18 protein-coding genes are annotated in these 18,982 nt (G+C 66.6%); 10 read left to right on the plus strand and 8 right to left on the minus strand.

Annotation, left to right across the window (positions count from 1 at the left end; all coding sequences use genetic code 11):
* The coding region (locus ABDZ81_RS17515) for an aldehyde dehydrogenase family protein (protein WP_343775738.1) at positions 1-1,023 on the minus strand (1,023 nt) is incomplete at its 3' end.
* A gap of 148 nt (positions 1,024-1,171) precedes the next feature.
* Positions 1,172-1,630, minus strand: a complete 459-nt coding sequence (locus tag ABDZ81_RS17520; protein WP_343775741.1) for a MaoC family dehydratase — start codon at positions 1,628-1,630, stop codon at positions 1,172-1,174.
* A 137-nt stretch (positions 1,631-1,767) separates the two neighbouring features.
* Between ABDZ81_RS17520 and paaI the strand changes: the two genes are divergently transcribed.
* The gene (paaI, locus tag ABDZ81_RS17525; protein ID WP_343775743.1) at positions 1,768-2,163 is read left to right on the plus strand and encodes a hydroxyphenylacetyl-CoA thioesterase PaaI; all 396 of its coding nucleotides are present in this window, start codon (positions 1,768-1,770) and stop codon (positions 2,161-2,163) included.
* Here paaI and paaK read toward each other — a convergent pair.
* Positions 2,160-3,449 (minus strand): phenylacetate--CoA ligase PaaK, encoded by a 1,290-nt coding sequence (gene paaK / locus ABDZ81_RS17530; protein WP_343775746.1) that lies wholly within the window; start codon positions 3,447-3,449, stop codon positions 2,160-2,162. The genes paaI and paaK overlap by 4 nt on opposite strands.
* A 153-nt stretch (positions 3,450-3,602) precedes the next feature.
* Here paaK and ABDZ81_RS17535 point away from each other — a divergent pair, with 153 nt between their 5' ends.
* Both ABDZ81_RS17535 and ABDZ81_RS17540 read left to right on the plus strand, forming a co-directional pair.
* Complete coding sequence (locus ABDZ81_RS17535; protein ID WP_343775749.1) at positions 3,603-4,775, plus strand: thiolase domain-containing protein; 1,173 nt, start codon at positions 3,603-3,605, stop codon at positions 4,773-4,775.
* Positions 4,772-6,208, plus strand: coding sequence for an OB-fold domain-containing protein (locus tag ABDZ81_RS17540; RefSeq protein WP_343775752.1), 1,437 nt, complete (start codon positions 4,772-4,774; stop codon positions 6,206-6,208). Before ABDZ81_RS17535 ends, ABDZ81_RS17540 begins: the two co-directional genes overlap by 4 nt.
* On the opposite strand, the gene ABDZ81_RS17545 is transcribed toward ABDZ81_RS17540, so the two are convergent.
* Positions 6,209-7,348: a thiolase family protein gene (locus ABDZ81_RS17545; protein ID WP_343775755.1), complete on the minus strand. Its 1,140-nt coding sequence runs from the start codon at positions 7,346-7,348 to the stop codon at positions 6,209-6,211.
* Between the two features lie 100 nt (positions 7,349-7,448).
* On the opposite strand from ABDZ81_RS17545, the gene ABDZ81_RS17550 reads away from it, so the two are divergent.
* Together ABDZ81_RS17550 and ABDZ81_RS17555 are read left to right on the plus strand one after the other, a co-directional pair.
* Positions 7,449-8,333: a 3-hydroxyacyl-CoA dehydrogenase family protein gene (locus ABDZ81_RS17550; RefSeq protein ID WP_343775758.1), complete on the plus strand. Its 885-nt coding sequence runs from the start codon at positions 7,449-7,451 to the stop codon at positions 8,331-8,333.
* On the plus strand, positions 8,333-9,142 hold the full coding sequence (locus ABDZ81_RS17555) for an enoyl-CoA hydratase/isomerase family protein (RefSeq protein ID WP_343775760.1): 810 nt from the start codon (positions 8,333-8,335) through the stop codon (positions 9,140-9,142). The genes ABDZ81_RS17550 and ABDZ81_RS17555 overlap by 1 nt, the downstream gene beginning before the upstream one ends.
* A 950-nt stretch (positions 9,143-10,092) precedes the next feature.
* Here the strand turns inward: ABDZ81_RS17555 and ABDZ81_RS17560 are convergent.
* A complete protein-coding gene (locus tag ABDZ81_RS17560) occupies positions 10,093-10,863 on the minus strand; it encodes an IclR family transcriptional regulator (protein ID WP_343775762.1) in 771 nt (256 codons plus the stop codon).
* A gap of 156 nt (positions 10,864-11,019) precedes the next feature.
* Between ABDZ81_RS17560 and ABDZ81_RS17565 the strand changes: the two genes are divergently transcribed.
* On the plus strand, positions 11,020-11,346 hold the full coding sequence (locus ABDZ81_RS17565; protein ID WP_343775765.1) for an EthD domain-containing protein: 327 nt from the start codon (positions 11,020-11,022) through the stop codon (positions 11,344-11,346).
* Positions 11,339-13,042: a thiamine pyrophosphate-binding protein gene (locus ABDZ81_RS17570; protein ID WP_343775767.1), complete on the plus strand. Its 1,704-nt coding sequence runs from the start codon at positions 11,339-11,341 to the stop codon at positions 13,040-13,042. The genes ABDZ81_RS17565 and ABDZ81_RS17570 overlap by 8 nt, the downstream gene beginning before the upstream one ends.
* 5 nt (positions 13,043-13,047) lie before the next feature.
* Here the strand turns inward: ABDZ81_RS17570 and ABDZ81_RS17575 are convergent, their stop codons facing one another.
* Complete coding sequence (locus tag ABDZ81_RS17575; protein WP_343775770.1) at positions 13,048-13,443, minus strand: RidA family protein; 396 nt, start codon at positions 13,441-13,443, stop codon at positions 13,048-13,050.
* 124 nt (positions 13,444-13,567) lie between these two features.
* On the opposite strand from ABDZ81_RS17575, the gene ABDZ81_RS17580 reads away from it, so the two are divergent.
* Positions 13,568-14,530, plus strand: coding sequence for an NAD-dependent epimerase/dehydratase family protein (locus ABDZ81_RS17580; RefSeq protein ID WP_343775772.1), 963 nt, complete (start codon positions 13,568-13,570; stop codon positions 14,528-14,530).
* 10 nt (positions 14,531-14,540) lie between these two features.
* On the opposite strand, the gene ABDZ81_RS17585 is transcribed toward ABDZ81_RS17580, so the two are convergent.
* Positions 14,541-15,014 carry a VOC family protein gene (locus tag ABDZ81_RS17585; RefSeq protein ID WP_343775775.1) on the minus strand — a complete coding sequence of 158 codons (474 nt, stop codon included), beginning with the start codon at positions 15,012-15,014 and terminating at the stop codon, positions 14,541-14,543.
* A gap of 150 nt (positions 15,015-15,164) precedes the next feature.
* Between ABDZ81_RS17585 and ABDZ81_RS17590 the strand changes: the two genes are divergently transcribed.
* Positions 15,165-16,433: a M24 family metallopeptidase gene (locus tag ABDZ81_RS17590; protein ID WP_343775778.1), complete on the plus strand. Its 1,269-nt coding sequence runs from the start codon at positions 15,165-15,167 to the stop codon at positions 16,431-16,433.
* A gap of 90 nt (positions 16,434-16,523) precedes the next feature.
* On the opposite strand, the gene ABDZ81_RS17595 is transcribed toward ABDZ81_RS17590, so the two are convergent.
* A complete protein-coding gene (locus tag ABDZ81_RS17595; protein WP_343775781.1) occupies positions 16,524-17,819 on the minus strand; it encodes an MFS transporter in 1,296 nt (431 codons plus the stop codon).
* Between the two features lie 113 nt (positions 17,820-17,932).
* Between ABDZ81_RS17595 and ABDZ81_RS17600 the strand changes: the two genes are divergently transcribed.
* Positions 17,933-18,937 (plus strand): LLM class flavin-dependent oxidoreductase, encoded by a 1,005-nt coding sequence (locus ABDZ81_RS17600; protein WP_343775784.1) that lies wholly within the window; start codon positions 17,933-17,935, stop codon positions 18,935-18,937.
* Positions 18,938-18,982: the final 45 nt, after the last annotated feature.

Genomic DNA, 18,982 nt, shown 5'->3' on the forward strand with positions numbered 1-18,982 from the left:
GTAGTCGAGAATCTCCTGTTGTTGGCTCTCGCTGACGACGGGCCCCATCTGGCCGTCGTCGTCGATGCCGCCGCCGAGCGGGATGTTTTCGGCGATGTCGGCCATCTTCTCGACCAGCTCGTCGGCGACGTCCTCGTGGACGACGACGCGAGAGTTGGCCCAGCACATCTGCCCCGCGTTCATGAAGATGCCGTACTGGATGCCCCGCGCCGCGGCGTCGAGGTCGGCGTCCGGGTAGACGACGGCCGGCCCCTTCCCGCCGAGTTCCAGCGTCACGTCGGCGACGGCCTCAGCGGCGTCCTGCTGGATCGTCTTCCCGACGCCGGTGGAGCCGGTGAAGGTGACGTGATCGACGTCCTCGTGGCCGGCCAGCGCGCTGCCGGCCTCCGAGCCGGATCCGGGGACGACGTTGACGACGCCGTCGGGGAGCCCGGCTTCTTCGGCCGCTTTCGCGTAGTACAGCGCCGACAGCGGCGTCACGCTCGACGGTTTGAGGACGACGCTGTTCCCGGTCGCCAGCGCCGGGGCGACGCTGCGCCCGGCCAGCTGGAACGGGTAGTTCCACGGGGAGATGTGGGCGGTCACGCCGACGGGGTCGCGCGTCGTGTAGTTGAGCCGGGAGTCGGAGACGGGGATCTCGCTGCCCTGGATCTTGTCGGTCCAGCCGGCGTAGTGCCGGAACGTATCGATGACCATGTCGATCTCCATCCCCGCCTCGAACGGCGTCTTGCCGTTGTCGTGGGACTCTACCATCGTGATCTCGTCTTTCAGCTCCTCGATGGCGTCGGCCATCGCGTGGATCTTCTCGCGGCGGACGTCGGGATCCATCGTCCGCCACTCGGAGTCGCGGTCGGCAGCCTCGGTAGCCGCCTGGACGGCCGCGTCCACGTCGGTGGCGTCGGCCTTCTGGACGGTCGCGTAGGCCGACTCCGTCGCGGGGTCCTCCGTCGTGATGGTCTCGCCGCTGTTCGCTTCACGCCACTCTCCGCCGATATACAGGTCTGTGGGCCCGGAGTACTCCATTGCAGGCAGAACATGTACGCCGTTCGTCTTAATGATTGTCGTTGACCGGCCGCTTTGGCGCTACGATTCCTCGTTGGAGTGAACCACGTCCAGCAACCCGTTTTCGAGCAGCTGCTGGCCGGGGCTGGGTAGCGCCGTCCGGCGTCGATCAGTCTTTCTTCTTGATGAGGAACTTCATGTCGCCCTCGAAGACGACGGTGTCCTCCTGGTTCTCCATATGGGTGTCGAGAACGACCAGGCCGACGTCGTCGCGGCCGACCTCTTTCTTGTTGGAGACGCTCATCTCGAGCTGGAGCGTGTCGCCGATGTTGACGGGGTTCGGGAGGTCCATGTAGTTCATCCCGAGGAACGCGTAGGCCGTCCGCTCGACGATCCCGGTCCGGTAGACGAAGCCGGTCGCCTGGACGAACGTCATCGGACCGTGGGCGATCCGCTCGCCGAAGTCCTGCTCCTCGGCGTACTCCTTGTTGGTGTGGAGTTCGGTCCAGTCGCCCGACAGCGCGGAGTGCATCACGAAGTCCGACTCCGTGACCGTCCGACCGACGCTGATGAACTCCTGTCCTTCTTCGAAATCTTCGAAATGGTGTGGCTCGTAGCTGTACGCCATATCTACTCATTTGCCAGGACGCATTTATAACTTTACACCCTGACATTCGGGCGTCGCGGAGAGATGAGCTCGCCCGTGAGTGGACGGACTACCGCGACCAGTACGTATTTACTGCCAGTTGTCGAACGTGATACCCGATGTCAAGCGTTGCTGACGAGGTCCGCGAGCGCGTCGAGTCCGACGCGTTCTGCGAGACACTTGGTATCGACGTGGTGGAACTGGAGACGGGCTACGCCCGGACTGAACTGACGATCACCGAGGAGTTGCTGAACTTCCACGGCACGCCGCACGGCGGCGCCATCTACTCGCTGGCGGACGCCGCCTTCGCCGCGGCGTCGAACTCCCGCGGGGAGCCGGCCGTGGCGCTGGAGACGAACATCTCCTACCTGGAAGCCGTCGACACCGGTGAGACACTCACGGCCACCGCAGAGGAGACACACGTCGCCGGATCGACCGCCGAGTACGAGGTCGAGGTGACCGACGGCGACGACGGTCGCATCGCGACGTTCCGCGGTCGCGTCTACCGACCCTAGTTGCGGTGATCGTAGACGCGCTGGACCTTGCCGACCTCGCTGCGACCGATCTCGCCGTGGTCGACGAGGTTGAGTTCGTCCGGCGTGAACTGGAGGACGTTCGACAGCCGCTCGGCGATCTCTTTTTCGAGCGACTGCTTGCTCCGGTCGAGATCCTCCTCGCACTCGATAGTGAGTTCCATCACGTCGAGGTTGTTCTCCTTGTCGAGATCGATGCGGTAGTGGGGGGCAACGCCGTCGATGTCGAGGACGACGTGTTCGATCTCGCTGGGGTAGAGGTTCACGCCCCGAACGATGAGCAGATCGTCGGCGCGGCCGGTGACGTTGTCCATGCGCACCATCGTGCGGCCGCATTCGCACTCCTCGTAGTTCAGCGTCGTCAGATCGCCCGTGCGGTACCGCAGGACCGGGAGAGCCTCTTTCGTCAGGGTCGTCAGGACGAGTTCGCCCTCCTCGCCTTCCTCGACGGGTTCGCCGGTGCGCGGGTCGACGACCTCCGGGTAGAAGTGGTCCTCCCAGATGTGCAGGCCGTTCTGGGCTTCGTGGCACTCACAGGAGACGCCGGGGCCGATGATCTCCGAAAGCCCGTAGATGTCGATGCCGTCGACGTCGAGTCGCTCCTCGATCTCCTCGCGCATCGGGTCCGTACACGGTTCGGCACCGAAGATAATCGTCGAGATGGGCAGCTCCCGGGGATCGTAGCCCATCTCCTCGGCGGTCTCGGCGAGATACAGCGCGTAGGAGGGTGTGCAGGTGAACACGTCGCTTTCCAGGTCGGTCATCAGTTCGACCTGTCGCTGGGTCCCGCCGCTTCCGACGGGAATGACGGTCGCGCCCAGCTCCTCGACGCCGTAGTGCAGGCCCAGGCCGCCGGTGAAGAGTCCGTAGCCGTAGGCGTTCTGGACGGTTCCACCCTCCTCGGCACCGCTCGCCGCGAGCGAGCGGGCGACGACCTCGCTCCAGACGTCGAGGTCGTCGTCGGTGTAGGAGACGATCTTGGGCTTGCCGGTCGTGCCCGAGGAGGCGTGGATGCGGGCGACTTCTTCGTCGTCGACGGCGAAGAGGCCGTCCGGATACTCGTCGCGGAAGTCCTCCTTCCTCGTCATCGGCAGTTTCGTGATGTCCTCCACACCGTCGATATCGTCGGGTGAGAGGCCCATCTCGTCGAGCGTCTCGCGGTAGAACGGTACGTTCTCGTAGGCGTGTGCGACCGTCTCGCGGAGGCGCTCGCTTTGCAGTTCGCGCAGCTCCTCGCGGTCGGACGCCTCTACGGGCTTGGGCTCCATGCTTCGATCGTTGATAGCAGTACTACCAATAAAATGGTTTGGGTCATTATTACGCAAGCCTGTCCGATCATCCAACGTGAATGCTGGTGCGTACCCGTCGAGGTCGGTCTCGGGAGGAAAAGGTATTTTTCGTCACCGCCGGAACAGAGCGGTATGCGGGATGCCTACATAATCGGCGCAGGGCAGACGCCGTTCGGCGCGATGCCCGAGGAGAGCTATCGCTCGTTGTTCACGGCGGCCTACGAGGAAGCCGCAGACAGTGTCCCCGACGGGTTCGACGACGCCGACGTCGACGAGGCGGTCGTCGGGTCGCTGGGCGTCGGGGGGCGCCAGCTCGGGCTGTCGGGGCCGGCGGCGACGGAACACGCCGGGCTCCACGGGATCCCGAGTTCGCGCGTCGAGAACGCGTGTGCCGCCTCCGGCTACGCCGTCCGGCAGGCCGTCCAGGCGGTCAAAAGCGGGATGGCCGACGTGGCCCTCGGCGGCGGCGTCGAACTGATGACCGACATGAGCAGCGACGTGACCAAGTACTGGCTGGGGGTCTCCGGCGAGACGGAGTGGGAACGCCTGACCGGGACGACGTTCTCGGGCGTCTACGCCCAGATGGCGAGCGCCTACATGGACGAGTACGAGGCGACGCCGGAGCACCTCTCGATGGTCGCGGTCAAGAATCACGAAAACGGCGCGAAAAACCCGAAGGCGCACCTCGGCTTCGAGTGCTCGCTGGAGGACGCCGTCGACGCGCCGGTCGTCGCGGACCCGCTGAACCTCTATCACTGCTGTCCCACCTCCGACGGGGCGGCGGCGGTGCTGGTCGCGAGCGAGGACGTCGTCTCCGAGTACACCGACGACCCAATCCGCGTCGCCGGGGTCGGGGCGGCCAGCGAACGCGTCGGACTGTTCCAGCGCGACACCTACACCGCCATCTCCTCCTCGGAGACGGCCGCCGAGTCCGCCTACGATCAGGCTGACATCGAACCGGCGGAGCTGGACTTCGCGGAGGTCCACGACTGCTTTGCGATCGCCGAGCTGCTCGCCTACGAGGATCTGGGCTTCTGCGACCGGGGCGAAGCCCCCCAACTCCTCGAAGAGGGGCGAACCGAACTCGGCGGAGACCTGCCCGTCAACGCGTCGGGCGGGCTGAAATCGAAGGGCCACCCCATCGGCGCGACCGGCGCCGGCCAGATCGCGGAGGCGTTCAAGCAGCTCAGCGGGAAAGCCGGCGACCGTCAAGTCGAGGACGCGAACGTCGGACTGACGCACAACGTCGGCGGGAGCGGCGGCGGCGCCGTCGTTCACATTCTCGAACGGGAGGTGGCGCGATGAGCGACGCCCGCATCGCCGGCATCGGCGCGTACGCTCCCCGCCTGCGCATCGCCGCGGAGGAGTTCGAGGAGGCGTGGGGGAGCTTCGACGCGGCGGGCGTCGAACGGAAGGCCGTCCCCGAGGCCGACGAGGACGCGCTCACGATGGGCGTCGAGGCCGCGCGCCGGGCGCTGTCGGCCGCCGACGCCGACGGGGCGGACGTGCGCCACCTCTCCTTCGCGACGACGACGCCCCCGATGGCCGAGGAGGACCTGACCGCGCGCATCGCGAGCATCCTCGGGACGCCCGAGAGCGTGCGGACCGAGACGCACACGGGCAGCACCCGCGCCGGCGCGCAGGCGTTCGAGGCCGCGCTCGCGGCCGGGCCGTGGAACGACGGCGTCGGGCTGGTCGTCGTCGGCGACTGCCCGCGCGGCGAACCGGACAGCGAGGTGGAACACGCCGCCGGCGCCGGCGCCGCCGCCCTGGTCGTCGACGGCGACGGACCGGGACGGGTCGTCGACAGTAGCTCCCACGTCGTCCCCTACCCAGGAACGCGGTTCCGGCCGACCGGAAGCGAGGAGACGGCCGGGCTGGGCGTCACGCAGTACGACCGGCAGGCGTTCACCGCGGCGCTGGGCGGCGCCGTGGATGCACTCGACGCCGCTCCGGACGGCGTCGACGCCGCCGCCGTGCAGTCGCCGGACGGCAAGCTCCCCTACCGCGGTGCCGGCGCGCTCGGCGTCGATACCGAGACGATCGCCGCCGCGGAGACGGTCAGCGCGCTCGGGGACACCGGCGCGGCGAGCGTCTTCCTCGGGGCTGCGACGGCGTTCGAGGACGGCGCCGAGCAGGTCCTCCTGGCGGCCTACGGGAACGGTGCCGGCGCGAACGTCGCCGTGGTCGACGGGCCGATTCCCGTCGAGAGTGCGCTGGAGGGCGACGCCGAGTTGACCTACGCCGAGTACCTGCGCCGGCGCGGCGAGATCACCGGCGACGAACCCGAGGGTGGCGGCGCGTACGTCAGCATCCCCTCCTGGCAGCGGACCGTCGACCAGCGCCACCGGCTGGTCGCCGGCGAGTGTCCGGGGTGTGGCGCCCTGAACTTCCCGCCGAGCGGGGCCTGCAGGCGCTGTAACGCCACCGCCGACGCGTACGACCCCGTCCCCCTGCCGGGGACCGGCACCGTCGAGGCCGTCACGACCATCGCGCAGGGCGGCGCGCCGCCGGAGTTCGTCGAACAGCAGTCCAAGAGCGGCCCCTTCGTCAGCGCCGTCGTCGCACTCGACGGCCCCCGCGGTGAGGAGACGGTCAGCATCCCAACCCAGGTGCTCGCGAGCGACGACGAGGTCGAGATCGGGACGCGCGTCGAGACGACGATCCGGCGCATCTACACCCAGGAAGACGTCATCCGATACGGGTTCAAGGCGCGGGTCGCGTCCGACGTGCGGTAGTCACGGCCGCTCGAAGACGGTCGCGACGCCCTGTCCGAAGCCGACACACATCGTCGCGAGGCCGACGTCGGCCTCGCGCGTCTCCATCTCGTGGAGCAGCGTCGTGGAGATGCGCGCGCCCGAACACCCCAGCGGGTGGCCGAGCGCGATGGCGCCGCCGTTGACGTTCAGTTTCTCGTCTGGAATCTCCAGCTCGTCCGCGCAGTGGAGGCTCTGGGCGGCGAAGGCCTCGTTGAGCTCGACGAGGTCGACGTCGTCCATCGTCAGGTTGGCGTCGGCGAGCGCGGCGCGGGTGGCCGGAATCGGCCCCCGGCCCATGACCAGCGGGTCGACGCCGACGACGGCGCGCGTCGTCACGCGGGCGAGGACGTCGAGGTCGTGTTCCTCGGCGTACGACGCCGAAGTGACCAGCAGGCCGGCCGCGCCGTCGGTCAGCGGCGAGGCGTTGCCCGGCGTGACCGAGGCCTCGTCGTCGTCCCGGAACACCGTCGGGAGATCGTTCAGTGTCTCGAACGTGGTGTCCGGGCGCGGCGTTTCGTCCTCGTCGACGAGCCCCTCGTCGGTCTCGACGGGGACGAGTTCGTCGTCGAAGCGGCCGCTCTCGGTCGCCTCGACGGCGCGTTCGTGCGAGCGGAGCGCGAAGCGGTCCTGGTCCTCGCGGGAGATGCTGTGTTCGCGGGCGATGGTTTCGGCGGTCTGTCCCATCGGGAGCCTGTCGGGGTCGTAGCGCCGCTCGATAGCCGGGTGCAGCCAGTCGGAGAAGGGAATCCGGCTCATCTGTTCGACCCCGGCGACGGGGTAGACCGCGCCGTCGCCGGCCTCGATGGCGCGGGCGGCGTCGTTGAGCGCCGTCAGCGAGGAGCCACAGAGGCGGGTCGTCGTCGACCCCGGTACCGTCTCGGGGAAGCCGCCCGCGAGAAGCGACTGGCGGGCGAGGTTGCGGCCCTGTTCGTTCTCCTGGTTCGCACAGCCCAGTCTGAAGTCGTCCCAGTCGGCGGCCGGGACGCCGGTTCGCTCGACCAGCGCGTCCAGTATCGTCGTCACGAGGTCTTCGGGGTACTGCTCGGCGAGCGCGCCGTCCTTTCTCGCCTGCGGCGTCCGGACGGCGTCGACGATAACGGCTTGCTGTGAATCGCTCATCCTGACAGGACCTTGTACAGGAGAGGACATTAATTCTCTGCCTGCCGGGGGACCGTCAGGCAGACAACGTTTTTACCCATCGACTCCGTGCGTCGAAACGATGCACGTTGCCGTACTAGGAGCCGGCACTATGGGCCACGGCATAGCCCAGGTGTCCGCGATGGCTGGTCACGACGTCCGGATGCGCGACATCGACGAGGAGATCGTCGACGACGGACTGGCCAGCATCGAAGCGAACCTCGAAGGGGGTATCGAACGCGGGAAAGTAACCGAAGACGAGGCCGAGGCCGCGATGGCGCGACTCGACGGCACCACGTCGCTCGAAGAAGCCGTCACGGGCGCCGACCTCGTCGTGGAGGCGGTGCCGGAGGACATGGAGATCAAACACGACACCGTGACCGAAGTCGAGTCCCACGTCGGGCGCGACACGGTCATCGCGTCGAACACGTCGTCGCTGTCGCTGACCGAGATCGCCAGCGCGCTGGACCACCCCGAGCGGTCCGTCGGGCTGCACTTTTTCAACCCCGTCCACATCATGGGGCTGGTCGAGATCGTCGTCCCCGAACAGGCCAGCGGCGGGACGGTCGAGCGGGCCCACGAGTTCGTCGAGGGGATCGACAAGACGCCGGTCGAGGTGACGGACTCTCCGGGCTTTGCCTCCTCGCGACTCGGCGTCGCACTCGGCGTGGAGGCGATGCGGATGGTCGAGGAAGGCGTCGCGTCGCCGGCGGACATCGACGCGGCGATGGAACTGGGCTACAACCACCCGATGGGGCCGATCGAGCTCGGCGACGTCGTCGGACTGGACGTCCGCCTGGACATCCTCGAGTACCTCCGGGAAGAACTGGGCGAGCGATTCAAACCGCCACAGGTGCTCAAGCGAAAGGTCCGTGCGGGCAAGCTCGGCAAGAAGTCGGGCGAAGGCTTCTACGTCTGGGAGGACGGGGAAATCGTCGGGACGAGCGGGGACTGGGGGGACGAGTGATGACGCTCGAAGACGTCGCCGCCACCTGCGAGACAGTCAACGTGACGGTCGGCGACCGAGTGGACGGCGTCGCAACCGTCGAACTCTGCCGTCCGGACGCCCGCAACGCGCTCAACGCCCAGTTGCGGTCGGAACTGAAGGAGGTGTTCGACGAGATCCCGAACAGCGACGTCAAGGTCGTCGTTCTGACGGGCGCGGCGGACACCGGCGCGTTCGTCGCCGGCGCGGACGTGACCGAACTGCGGGAGCGCGACGCGCTCGAACAGCGCGAAGCCAGCAAACGCCCCCGCATCTACGAGCACGTCGACGACTGTCCGATGCCGGTCATCGCCCGCATCAACGGCCACGCGCTCGGCGGCGGCTGCGAACTCATCCAGGCGTGTGACATCCGCATCGGACACGAGGACGCAAAGATCGGCCAGCCCGAGATCAACCTCGGAATCATGCCGGGCGGCGGCGGCACCCAGCGCCTTCCGCGGCTCGTCGGCGAAGGCCACGCGATGCGACTGATCCTCACCGGCGAACTGATCGACGCGACAGAGGCTCAAGACATCGGTCTCGTCGACGAGGTCCACGGCGACGACTCGTTCGACGACCGGGTGTACGAACTCGCCGAGTCGATGGCCGCCAAGAGCCCTGTCGCCCTCGAGTTCGCAAAGAAGTCGGTCAAGGCAGCGTCCCGGATGGACCTCGAATCCGGCATCGAGTACGAGGCGGAACTGTTCGCACAGCTGTTCGCGACCGAAGACAAGAACGAAGGCATCGACGCCTTCTTCGAGGACCGCGACCCCGAGTGGCCGAGCGAGTGACGGGTCGTGTCGGCGGCCGCCACGCTGGTTCGATATAATCGAATCAGCCTATGACGCTGTAAGGGGCTCGTAAGGGCGCGTTTTGAGCAGTATCCGGCTGTTACTCTGGTTTTCGTACATTCCAATTAATCGAACGATTTGTAGGTAATTTGTTACTATATGCGGCCGACGCGCACTACACTGTTACGGTGTCTGTTGACAAGCCACTCGTGATAGCGAAGAAATAGCGAATAGAGAGTCCGAACGTGAGAATCTCCGTATTCCCTCGACGATCTACTCGCCGGCAGTGGGGCCTTCAGCGAGTCGGGAAGGGGATAATAGCGTTCATCCTCATTGAATCCGTGGACTGAGCCCCACTAAGCCAGGTTTATGGGCGGCTCAGAATTATAGCTCGCACAAAATGTGAGGCGGGACCGCGCTTCCCGACGACTCCGATCCACTTCGGGGGCGCCCTCCCGCGGGATCGTTGGATTGGGGGGGTCGGAATGACCAGATCCGACGCATCGCATTACAGTAGTACAGTTGTAATTCCAGCGGTCGTCGCGACAGTTCTCTCCTGAGCTGTCGAGGATAGTCAGCGACGAACTCCCGGACCGGCAGAGATTCGAATTACTCGAACGCAGTGTAAAAGGGGAATTCGGTTACGAAGACGAACCATCTCCCAGGACGCCGAATATCGGCGCTAGAGTCCATTCTACGGAAACTCTGTCATCGTGCTGGGATCCCACACGCTAGATCATCGGAGATTCGTTCAATGAGGGTGAACAGTTGGAGGATCTCGTTTCGTGGTCGCGACGACGGACAGGCATCCATAGAAACGCCCGACAGCCATTGAAACGTCCGATATCGTAGATATACGGATCGGCAACGTCAGAAGGAGCGTTCGAATCTCTCGGACAGGGAGAACGGAAACGAACCTGCGACGGACGACGACAGCCTGGGAGAACGCCCTATATGTGAGCGAGATTGATAGTGATCTCGTTGACCGCCCCCAGGAGCAGCGTCGGGAGTTCGTCACGCAGGAGCGATCCTTCGAGCCGGTTCGCCGGTCCAGAGATACTGATCGCGCCGATGGCGACGTCGTTCTCGTCGGTAATCGGGGCACCGATGGCGTGGAGCCCCTGGACGGACTCCTCGAGATTGAACGCGTAGCCCTGTTCGCGGATCGACCCGATTTCCTCCCAGAGCGCCTCCTCGGAGGTGATCGTGTTGGGTGTCCGCGCGGGGAGGCCGTAGGTGTCGAGGATTTCCTCGATGCGCTCGTCGGGCAAGTGAGCAAGTATCGCCTTGCCCGCGGCGTGCTGGTGTAAGTAGTTCCGGTGCCCGATGCGAGCGTAGGTCTGGACCGAGTGTTTCCCCTGCGCGCCGTAGATGTGGATGCTGCGGCCGTGCTCTTCGACGGCACACCAGATTTTCTCGTCGGTCACGTCGGCCAACTCGTCGACTTTCGGCTTGGCCTCCTGGTAGAGCGTGTACTCGTCCCGGGCGACGGCGCCGTAGTCCAGGAACCGGATCCCCAGCCGGTACTCGTCGTCCTCCTCGATGAGGAAGCTGTTGGCCTCCAGCGTCTTGAGATGTCTGTGCGCCGTGCTCTTCGCACAGCCGAGGTGCTCGGTTATCTCCGGAACTCCCGCAGACCCGTTTGTCTTCAGGTACTCGACGATCTCGATCGCTCGCTCAACCGTCTCGACGGGCCTGTCGATGTCGGCCGGGACTGTCATACCACTACTCACGGGCGAACTCTTTACAAACTTTTTGTTCGACCTATTCGAACGCTCTCGGCCCCTGTGATGGACGTACTCCCAACGAAACTCCGGTTCAGTGGAAGAACGGAGATCCGTTAGAAAAAAGACCCACGGATGAGATGATGAACGTGTATGCCAAAGATAGTCGACCTGCTCGTCCGCAAGGACGGGTACACCCACGAAGAGTTCGTCGAGCGGTGGCAAGGTGAGCACGCGGATCTCGCGAAGGAGCTTCCGGGGCTCGAGCGGTACGTCACGTCGGTACCGACCCGACCGGAGGAATCGGAGTACGACGGGGTGCTGGAACTGTACTTCGAGGACATGGCCGCTCTGGGCGACGCCTTCGACTCCGAGATAGCACAGACGGTACAGGACGACGCCGCGGAGTTCATCGACCCCGGTGCCGGACCGCGCCTCATCGTCGAAGAGACGGTCCAACTCGACGAGAGACATGACTGAGACGGGCGAACGACTCGTCGCCGAACTCGACGAGCAGGGCGTCGAGTACGTCTTCGGCTACCCGGGCGGGCGCATCATCGAAATTCTCGACCACGTCCCCGACTACGACGTGGAGATGGTCCGCCCTCGCGACGAGCGCGAGGCCAGCGTCATGGCCGAGATGCACGGCCGCCTCACCGGCGACCCCGGCGTTCTCGCCGGCCAGGGGCCCTGGATCGGTAGCCTCGGTGCCATCGGACAGATGGAAGGGAAACTCGCCTCCTCCCCCATGGTCGTCATCACCGAAGCCAGCGAACGCGGCGACTACTCCACGCTGGCCCCCTACCAGCAGGCCCGCGGCGACTACGGCGGACTGGATCTCCCGTCGGCGCTGGACGCCTACACCAAGGAGAACTGGTTCCCGCGGTCGCCGACAGAAACGGTTCGGAGCCTCCAGCTCGCGTTCAAACACGCCACGGCCGGCCGGCCCGGCCCGACCGCGGTCATCCTCGACGGCGACGCCGTCACCGAGGAGATGCCCGACGATCCCACCCCGCCGGTCTGGGACGGCCACGACCAGGTCCGGAACTGGGAGTCCCGCCCCGACGCCGACGACACCCGGACAGCCGTCGAGGCACTCGCAGATGCCGAACGTCCGGTCATCATCTCGGGCAACGGCGTCCACGCGGCCGACGCCTACGACGAACTGCAAACTGTGGCTGAAGCCACCGACGCCGTCGTGACGACCTCCTACCTCGGCAAGTCGACGTTCCCCGAGACGCACGAGTTGGCGGCGGGCGTCATCGGCTCGTTCGGCCACGAGGGCGCGAATCAGGTGGTCAGCGAAGCCGACGTTCTGCTCGTCGTCGGCTCCCGACTGAATCCGATGGACACCAACTGGCAGTCGCCCGAGTTCATCCGGCCGGACGAGCAGACGATCATCCACGCCGACATCGACACGCGCAACGCCGGCTGGGTCTACCCCGCCGACGTCGCGCTCATCGGCGACGCCGCACAGAGTCTGGCCGATCTCGCCGACGAACTGCCTGACAGCGTCGGCAACGACTGGGCGCGCGACCGCGCTGCCGACGCCCGGGAGTCCTTCAGCGGGCCCGAGTGCGACTCCGACGCCTCGCCCATCAAGCCGCAGCGGGCGGTCAAAGAGATTGAGTCCGTCGTCGACGAGGACACCATCGTCACCGCCGACTCGGGCAACAACCGCTTCTGGCTGCTGAACTACCTGCAGGCGCCGGACACCGGCACCTACTACGGCAGCGGCGGCGTCGGCGCGATGGGCTGGTCGACGCCCGCTGCGGTGTCCGCCGCCATCACGACCGAGAAGGACGTCATCGGCGTCGCCGGCGACGGCGGCTTCACCATGACGATGACCAGCGTCGAGACGGCCGTCGAGAACGGCGTCGCTCCCACGTTCGTCGTCCTCAACGATACGAGCCTGGGGATGGTTCGCCAGATGCAACACGACGAGGGGGACATCGCCGGCGTCGAGTTCCACGACACGGACTTCGTGAAAGCCGCCGAAGCCTTCGGCGCCGAAGCGACGCGAGCGGTCACCCCCGACGAACTCGCCGACGCCCTCCAAGAGGGGACCAGCGCCGACGTGCCGTTCGTCATCGACGCCCGCATCGACCGCGAGGAAGAGATGGTCGAGTCGCTCCAGTCCTCGTTCTACGAGGAGGTCGGCGGCCTCCACGAGTAACGGTCCTACTCCTCGACCGGGGCCTCGACCTCGAGTTCGACGAGGAAGTCCTCCTGTGCGAGCCCGTGAGTCCCGAGGATCGTCAGGCAGGGGTAGGGCTGCTCGGGGTACACCTCGTTCCACACCTCGAAGAAGCCGTCCCTGCGGGCGGGCGGGTCGACGATGTGGGCCGTCACCTTCGTGACGTCGTCGAGCCCGAGGTCGAGGTCCGCGAGCAGCGTCTCGACGTTCTCGAAGGCCTGTCGGGTCTGTGACCGGATGTCGTCGCCCGCGAGCTCGAACTCCGCGTCCCAACCGACCTGTCCGGACGTGTAGAGGGTCCCGTCCTCGACGATCGCGTGGTTGTAGCCGATGCTCGGCGCGTCGACGAGTCCGTCGGGGTTGATCGCTCTCCGTGTCATAGGTTCCCAGTCAGACTGCTGGTGGAAATAGCTAGCGGTGCCGGAGACCGAGACCGGCGACGTCCGCGGTGGGCGCGGGCCGACACCAAACTTTTTACTTTTGGTCCGCGACCATTCTGGCACGATGACAGACAATACCGTACTCGTCACCGGCGGAACCGGCTTCCTCGGCTCCTACGTCGTCGAGGACCTCGTCGACGACGGCCACGACGTCGTGGCCTACGATCTCTCGACGGACGACCACATCCTCTCGAAGCTGGGCGTCGCCGACGACGTCGAGATCCGTCGCGGCGACGTCTCCGAGGCGACCGACGTCATCCGCGCCGTCGAGGAAACCGGCGCGACCCACATCGTCCACCTCGCGGCGCTGCTGACCAACAGCGCCCGGGACAACCCCCGCGCCGGTCTCGACGTCAACGTCAAGGGGACGAACAACGTGTTCGAGGCCGCGCGCATCCTCGACGATCAGGTCGAGCGCGTCGCCTGGGCCTCGAGCGCCGCGGTGTACGCCCCGCCGCACAACTACGACGCCGAGTACGTCGACGAAGACGAACTCGTCTACCCCGACACGCTGTACGGCGCGACCAAGGAGTACAACGAACATCAGGCGCGAGTCTACCACGAGGACTACGATCTCGACCACGTCGCCCTGCGGCCGACGGTCGCCTACGGCCCCTACCGCGAGACCGGCGGCTCCGCGTTCCTCGCGAACATCGTCGAGAAGCCCGCGCTGGGCGAGTCGTTCAGCGTGGAGTACGGCGATCAGGTCATCGACTGGCAACACGCCCGCGACATCGCCCAGGCGTTCCGGAAGGCCACGTTCGTCGACGAGGACGACCTCGGGCAGCGCGTCTACAACGTCCGCGGCGTCCTCGCCACGATTCGGGAGGCCGCCGACACCGTCCGCGAGATCGTGCCCGACGCCGACCTCGAGGTCTCCGACGAGGGGGAACTCCCCTGGACCCAGAATCTCGATATGACCGCCGTCCGGGAAGATCTCGGCTACGAGGTCGAGTACGACCTCGAAACCGGCTTCCGCTCGTACATCAACACGCTACGCGAGGAGAACGGGCTCGAACCGGTCTGACCGGCGATTCTCACTGCTCGCCGAGGCGCTGCCCGTCGACGTAGAGTTTCTCCGCCGCCGGCCGGCCGTCGGCGTAGCCGTCGTGGTACTCGAACAGCTGGAAGAGCGCTCCCGTCGGGTTCGACGGCGGGACGAAGGCCTCCGTCCAGTCGTCGTACTCCCTGTACTCGACGACGTCGAGCCCGGCGTCTTCGACGGCCGCGGCGACGGCGTCGATGTTCGCGACTTCCAGCGTGACGTGGTGCAGCCCCGGGCCGCGTTCGTCGAGATACTCCGTCAGGAAGGTGTCGTCGGCCTCGGGCGCGATGAGTTCCAGCCGGGAGGCGTCCCGACCGAAGTCGTACTGCGCCCACCGGAACCGCCCCTCGACGGACTCCTCGACGAGCTTCCGACAGCCGAAGGCGAAGAGGACCGACTCTGCGTCGTCGATGGATTCGACGGCGATACCAGTGTGATCGACGCGTACGGAGCAGTCTGTGTCCATCGGTCCCGAATACAGACCGACACCAAGTATACTCTTCGCCGGCCCGACCACGACATTAAAACTACCACGCACGGGACGCCTCGACGGACGGGCCCGCAGCCACTCGGAAAATCCGGAATTTGATTAGGAACCTCTGTCTACACCTACACGATGTACGAGCGAGATTTCATGGAAGGGACGCGCGGCACCATGGCCGTCGACTGGGAGGAGCGGATCGACGTCCAGCGGATGCGGCGCGAACGCAAAGAGCGGGCGCTCGACCGACTGCAGGACTCGGAGCTGGGGTCGATGCTGCTCATCAACGACCCGAACGTCCGCTACGTCACCGGGCTGGCGATGACCGGCGGCAGCGGCGCCGACCACTACACGCTGCTGACCGAGGACGGCGACGTCGTCCACTGGGACACGGCCGACCACGCCTCGAACCAGCGCTTCAACTGTCCGTGGCTGGACGACATCCGCTACGCCTGCCCCGGGCTGGGGAACGTCCCGCAGGCCTCCGGACGGAACTCCGCCCGGGACTGGCTCAAAGACAAGATGGCCGGGACGGTCTACGAGGCCATGGAGGAGTACGGCGTCGCAAAGGAGCCGATGGGGATCGACGTGGGCAACGGCGCTCTCGTCGAGAAGTTCGAGGATCGGGGCGTCGACGTCGACACGTCCGCGGCGACGGACATCATGCTCGACGCCCGCAAGGTCAAGACCCGCGACGAGATCGAATGCCTCCGCCAGGTCGCGGCCATCTGCGAAGCCGGCTTCCAGGCCATCACCGAGAGCGCCAAACCCGGCAAGCGCGAGTCCGAGGTCTGGGGCGACGCGGTCAGGGAGCTCTGGCGCCACGGCGCGATGGCCCAGGGCGGCTACGTCACCTCCGGCCCCAACACCTGGCCGAAACACCAGGCCAACACCACCGACCGCGCGATCCGACCCAACGACCTCGTCTACGCCGACTTCTACAACATCGGCTACCTGGGGTATCGCTCCTGCTACTACCGCACCTTCAGCATGGGCGAGCCCACCCAGGCCCAGAAGGACGCGTACGAGAAGGCGCGCGACGATCTCTACGACGTGCTCGAACGCATCGAGCCGGGCGCCACGACCGACGAGATCTGCAAGGGCTTCCCGGACGAGGAGGGCGAGCACATGGACTGGTACGACGCCGACGAGTACTGGCAGATGACCACCAACCACTGGGCCCACGGCCTGGGCCTGCAACTGTACGAGGTGCCGCTCATCTGGCGCGGCCTCTCGCCGGACCACCCCATCGAGATCGAGGAGGGGATGACGATGGCCGTCGAGACGATGCAGCCGGCCGACCGCCAGGGCGTCCGCGTCGAGGAGATGGTCGTCGTCCGCGAGAACGGCGTCGAAATCCTGAGCGAGTGGCCCGTCGAAGAGATCACCCGGATCGACCACTGACGGATCGCTCCCGGTCGAGTCCGTCGTCGAAGCCCGAGAGTTTCCTGCGCCGCGCGCCCGGGACCAGTGCGGGCGTGTCCGTCCTCAAGGTTAGTCCAGCCGGGGTTGCTCACGCGCTCGCAGGTGTAGCCACGTCGCACAGCCGAGTGCGACGAGTCCGCTCGCGGCGGCGACGCCGAAGGCGACGCGGTAGCCAAAGAGGGTGTAGACGCGGCTTCCCGCGACAGTCTCGCCCGTCCAGAAGACGTCCAGCACCCACCCCATGACGCCGGGGAGGACGGCCGCGCCGAGAAACCCCATCCCGTTGACCGTCCCGGTGGCGGTCCCCGACCGCTCGGCGACGTGTCGCTCCTTTATCACCGTGTACGAGAGCGTGAACCCGCCCAGCAGAAACATCACGAGGAAGAATACGGCCCCGACGTACCACAGCGGCGGCGTCCCGAGGGCGACGATACTGGCGTACGCGAGGAAGTAGACGACGGCGACGGAGAGGATGAGGCCGGTGCGCTCCTTGAGTCGGTCCGAGAGCCACCCGAGAATCGGCGACCCGACGACCAGGCCGGCGTTGCCCACGAGCGTGTACAGCGAGGCCGTCTGGACGGACACGTCGTAGGCCTGGACCACGTAGGGGACGCCCCACAGCCCCATGACGGTGAAGTTCATCCCGATGGCGAAAAACAGCATCCAGCCCATGATCCAGGTGTCGCGCCTGGCGAACACCGCACGGACGCCGGCGAGGACGTCCGACAACGTTTGTTCGGCGGCCTCGGGGGCGCCCTCGACGGGCGGGAGGTCGGCCGCGGCCGGCGTGTCGCGCACGAGGGCGAGGACGGCGCCGGTCAGGACGAATCCCAGGAGGCCGACACCCAGGAGCCCGTCGCGCCACCCGACCGCCGCGACGAGGACGGCGAGCGGCGTCGTGGCGAGGAGGCCGCCGACCGCCGACGCCGACAGCGTCAGTCCGGTGACGGTGGCGAACTCGTCGTCCCGGTACCAGTTCGCGCAGTACCGCAGCGTCGCGATGTAGACGACGCCGCCGCCGAGACCGATGAGCAGACGGGAGACAAAGCCCACGAGGTAGGACGGACTGACCGCGAAGGCGACGACGCCGACGCCCATCACGGCCGAGCCGACCGTCGCGACCCGGCGGGTCCCCATCCTGTCCGCGAGGACGCCGGCAAACACCTGCATCGGCGCGTAGACGTAGAAAAACGCCGAGTGAAGCAGTCCCAGCTCCGCGCCGGTCGTGTCGAACGTCCGCGCGAGCGTGTCCGCGAGGACGCCCGTCGAGACGCGATGGAAGTTCACGACCACGAACGCGCCGGCGAGCGCCGCCCACCCGACCCACCGCCGCTTCGTCGGGTCGGTCCAGATGCTTCGGAACATGCTGCTACACGTCGTAACCGAACCGGCCGAAATAAAGCTCGGGAAAGTGGCAGAACGGCGCGGCCGGTGGACGTGTCACTATCGTTAAGTCGGTCGCGACGCAACCGGCTAGTATGCAACTCGGTACCGGCCTCTTTACCTGCCAGCAGCGACCGGACGACGACCGCTCGACCAGCGAGATTTACGACGAGATGCTCGAACTCGGCCGCGTCATCGACGACGCCGGCCTGGACAGCGCCTGGGTCTCCGAGCACCACTTCCTCGAGGACGACTACCTCTCCGGCGTGATTCCCGCGCTGGGCGCGCTCGCCGCCGTCACCGACGACGTCGAACTCGGTCCGTGTATCGCCCTGGCGCCGCTGTACGACTCGGTCCGGCTCGCAGAGGACGTGGCGACCGTCGACCAGATCAGCGGCGGTCGCGCGACGCTGGGACTGGCCATCGGCTCGAACGTCGCCGAGTTCGACGCCTTCGGCATCCCGGACGACGAGCGCGTCCCGCGGCTGGCCGACACCGTCGACGTCCTCCGCGGGGCGTGGTCGGAGGGTCCGCTGGAGTACGATCCCGAGTTTCACGACATCTCGCCGGACGTGACCGTGACGCCCGAGCCCGCCCACGACGTCCCCATCATGCTCGGCGGCGCCGCGAAACCGGCCGTCCGTCGGGCCGCCCGCACCGGCGACGCCTGGTGCGCGCCCTCCTCGCTGTCGGTCGAGGGCGTCGAAAAGCGCGTCGAGGACATCCGCAACGTTCGCGAGCACGAAGACGTCGACGGTGACTTTCAGGTGTACGTCCTCCAGCACGGCTTCGTCGGCGACTCGAGAGAGGAGGCCTGGGAGCAGATGCGGGAGGGGTACTTCTACATCCAGCGTCGGTACGAGGAGATCTTCTCCGGCGAGCCCGTCGACGAACTCGACGCCGAGCGCAAGCAGGAACTGAAAGAGCAGGCCATCTTCGGCACTCCCGACCAGGTCGTCGCGGAGCTGGAAGAGTACCGGGACGCGCTCGGCGACGACGTCCACTTCATCTTCCGCACCTACCATCCCGGCATCGGTACCGAGCGCATGGCGACGTGCATCCGGCGACTGGGCGAGGAAGTCCGGCCCGAACTCGCGTAATCGACCAGGAATCTTTTTGATAGAGAACGGCCTCTGTATCGAATG

The organism is Natronoarchaeum mannanilyticum (genome assembly GCF_039522665.1).
GTDB classification, from domain to species: Archaea; Halobacteriota; Halobacteria; order Halobacteriales; family Natronoarchaeaceae; genus Natronoarchaeum; species Natronoarchaeum mannanilyticum.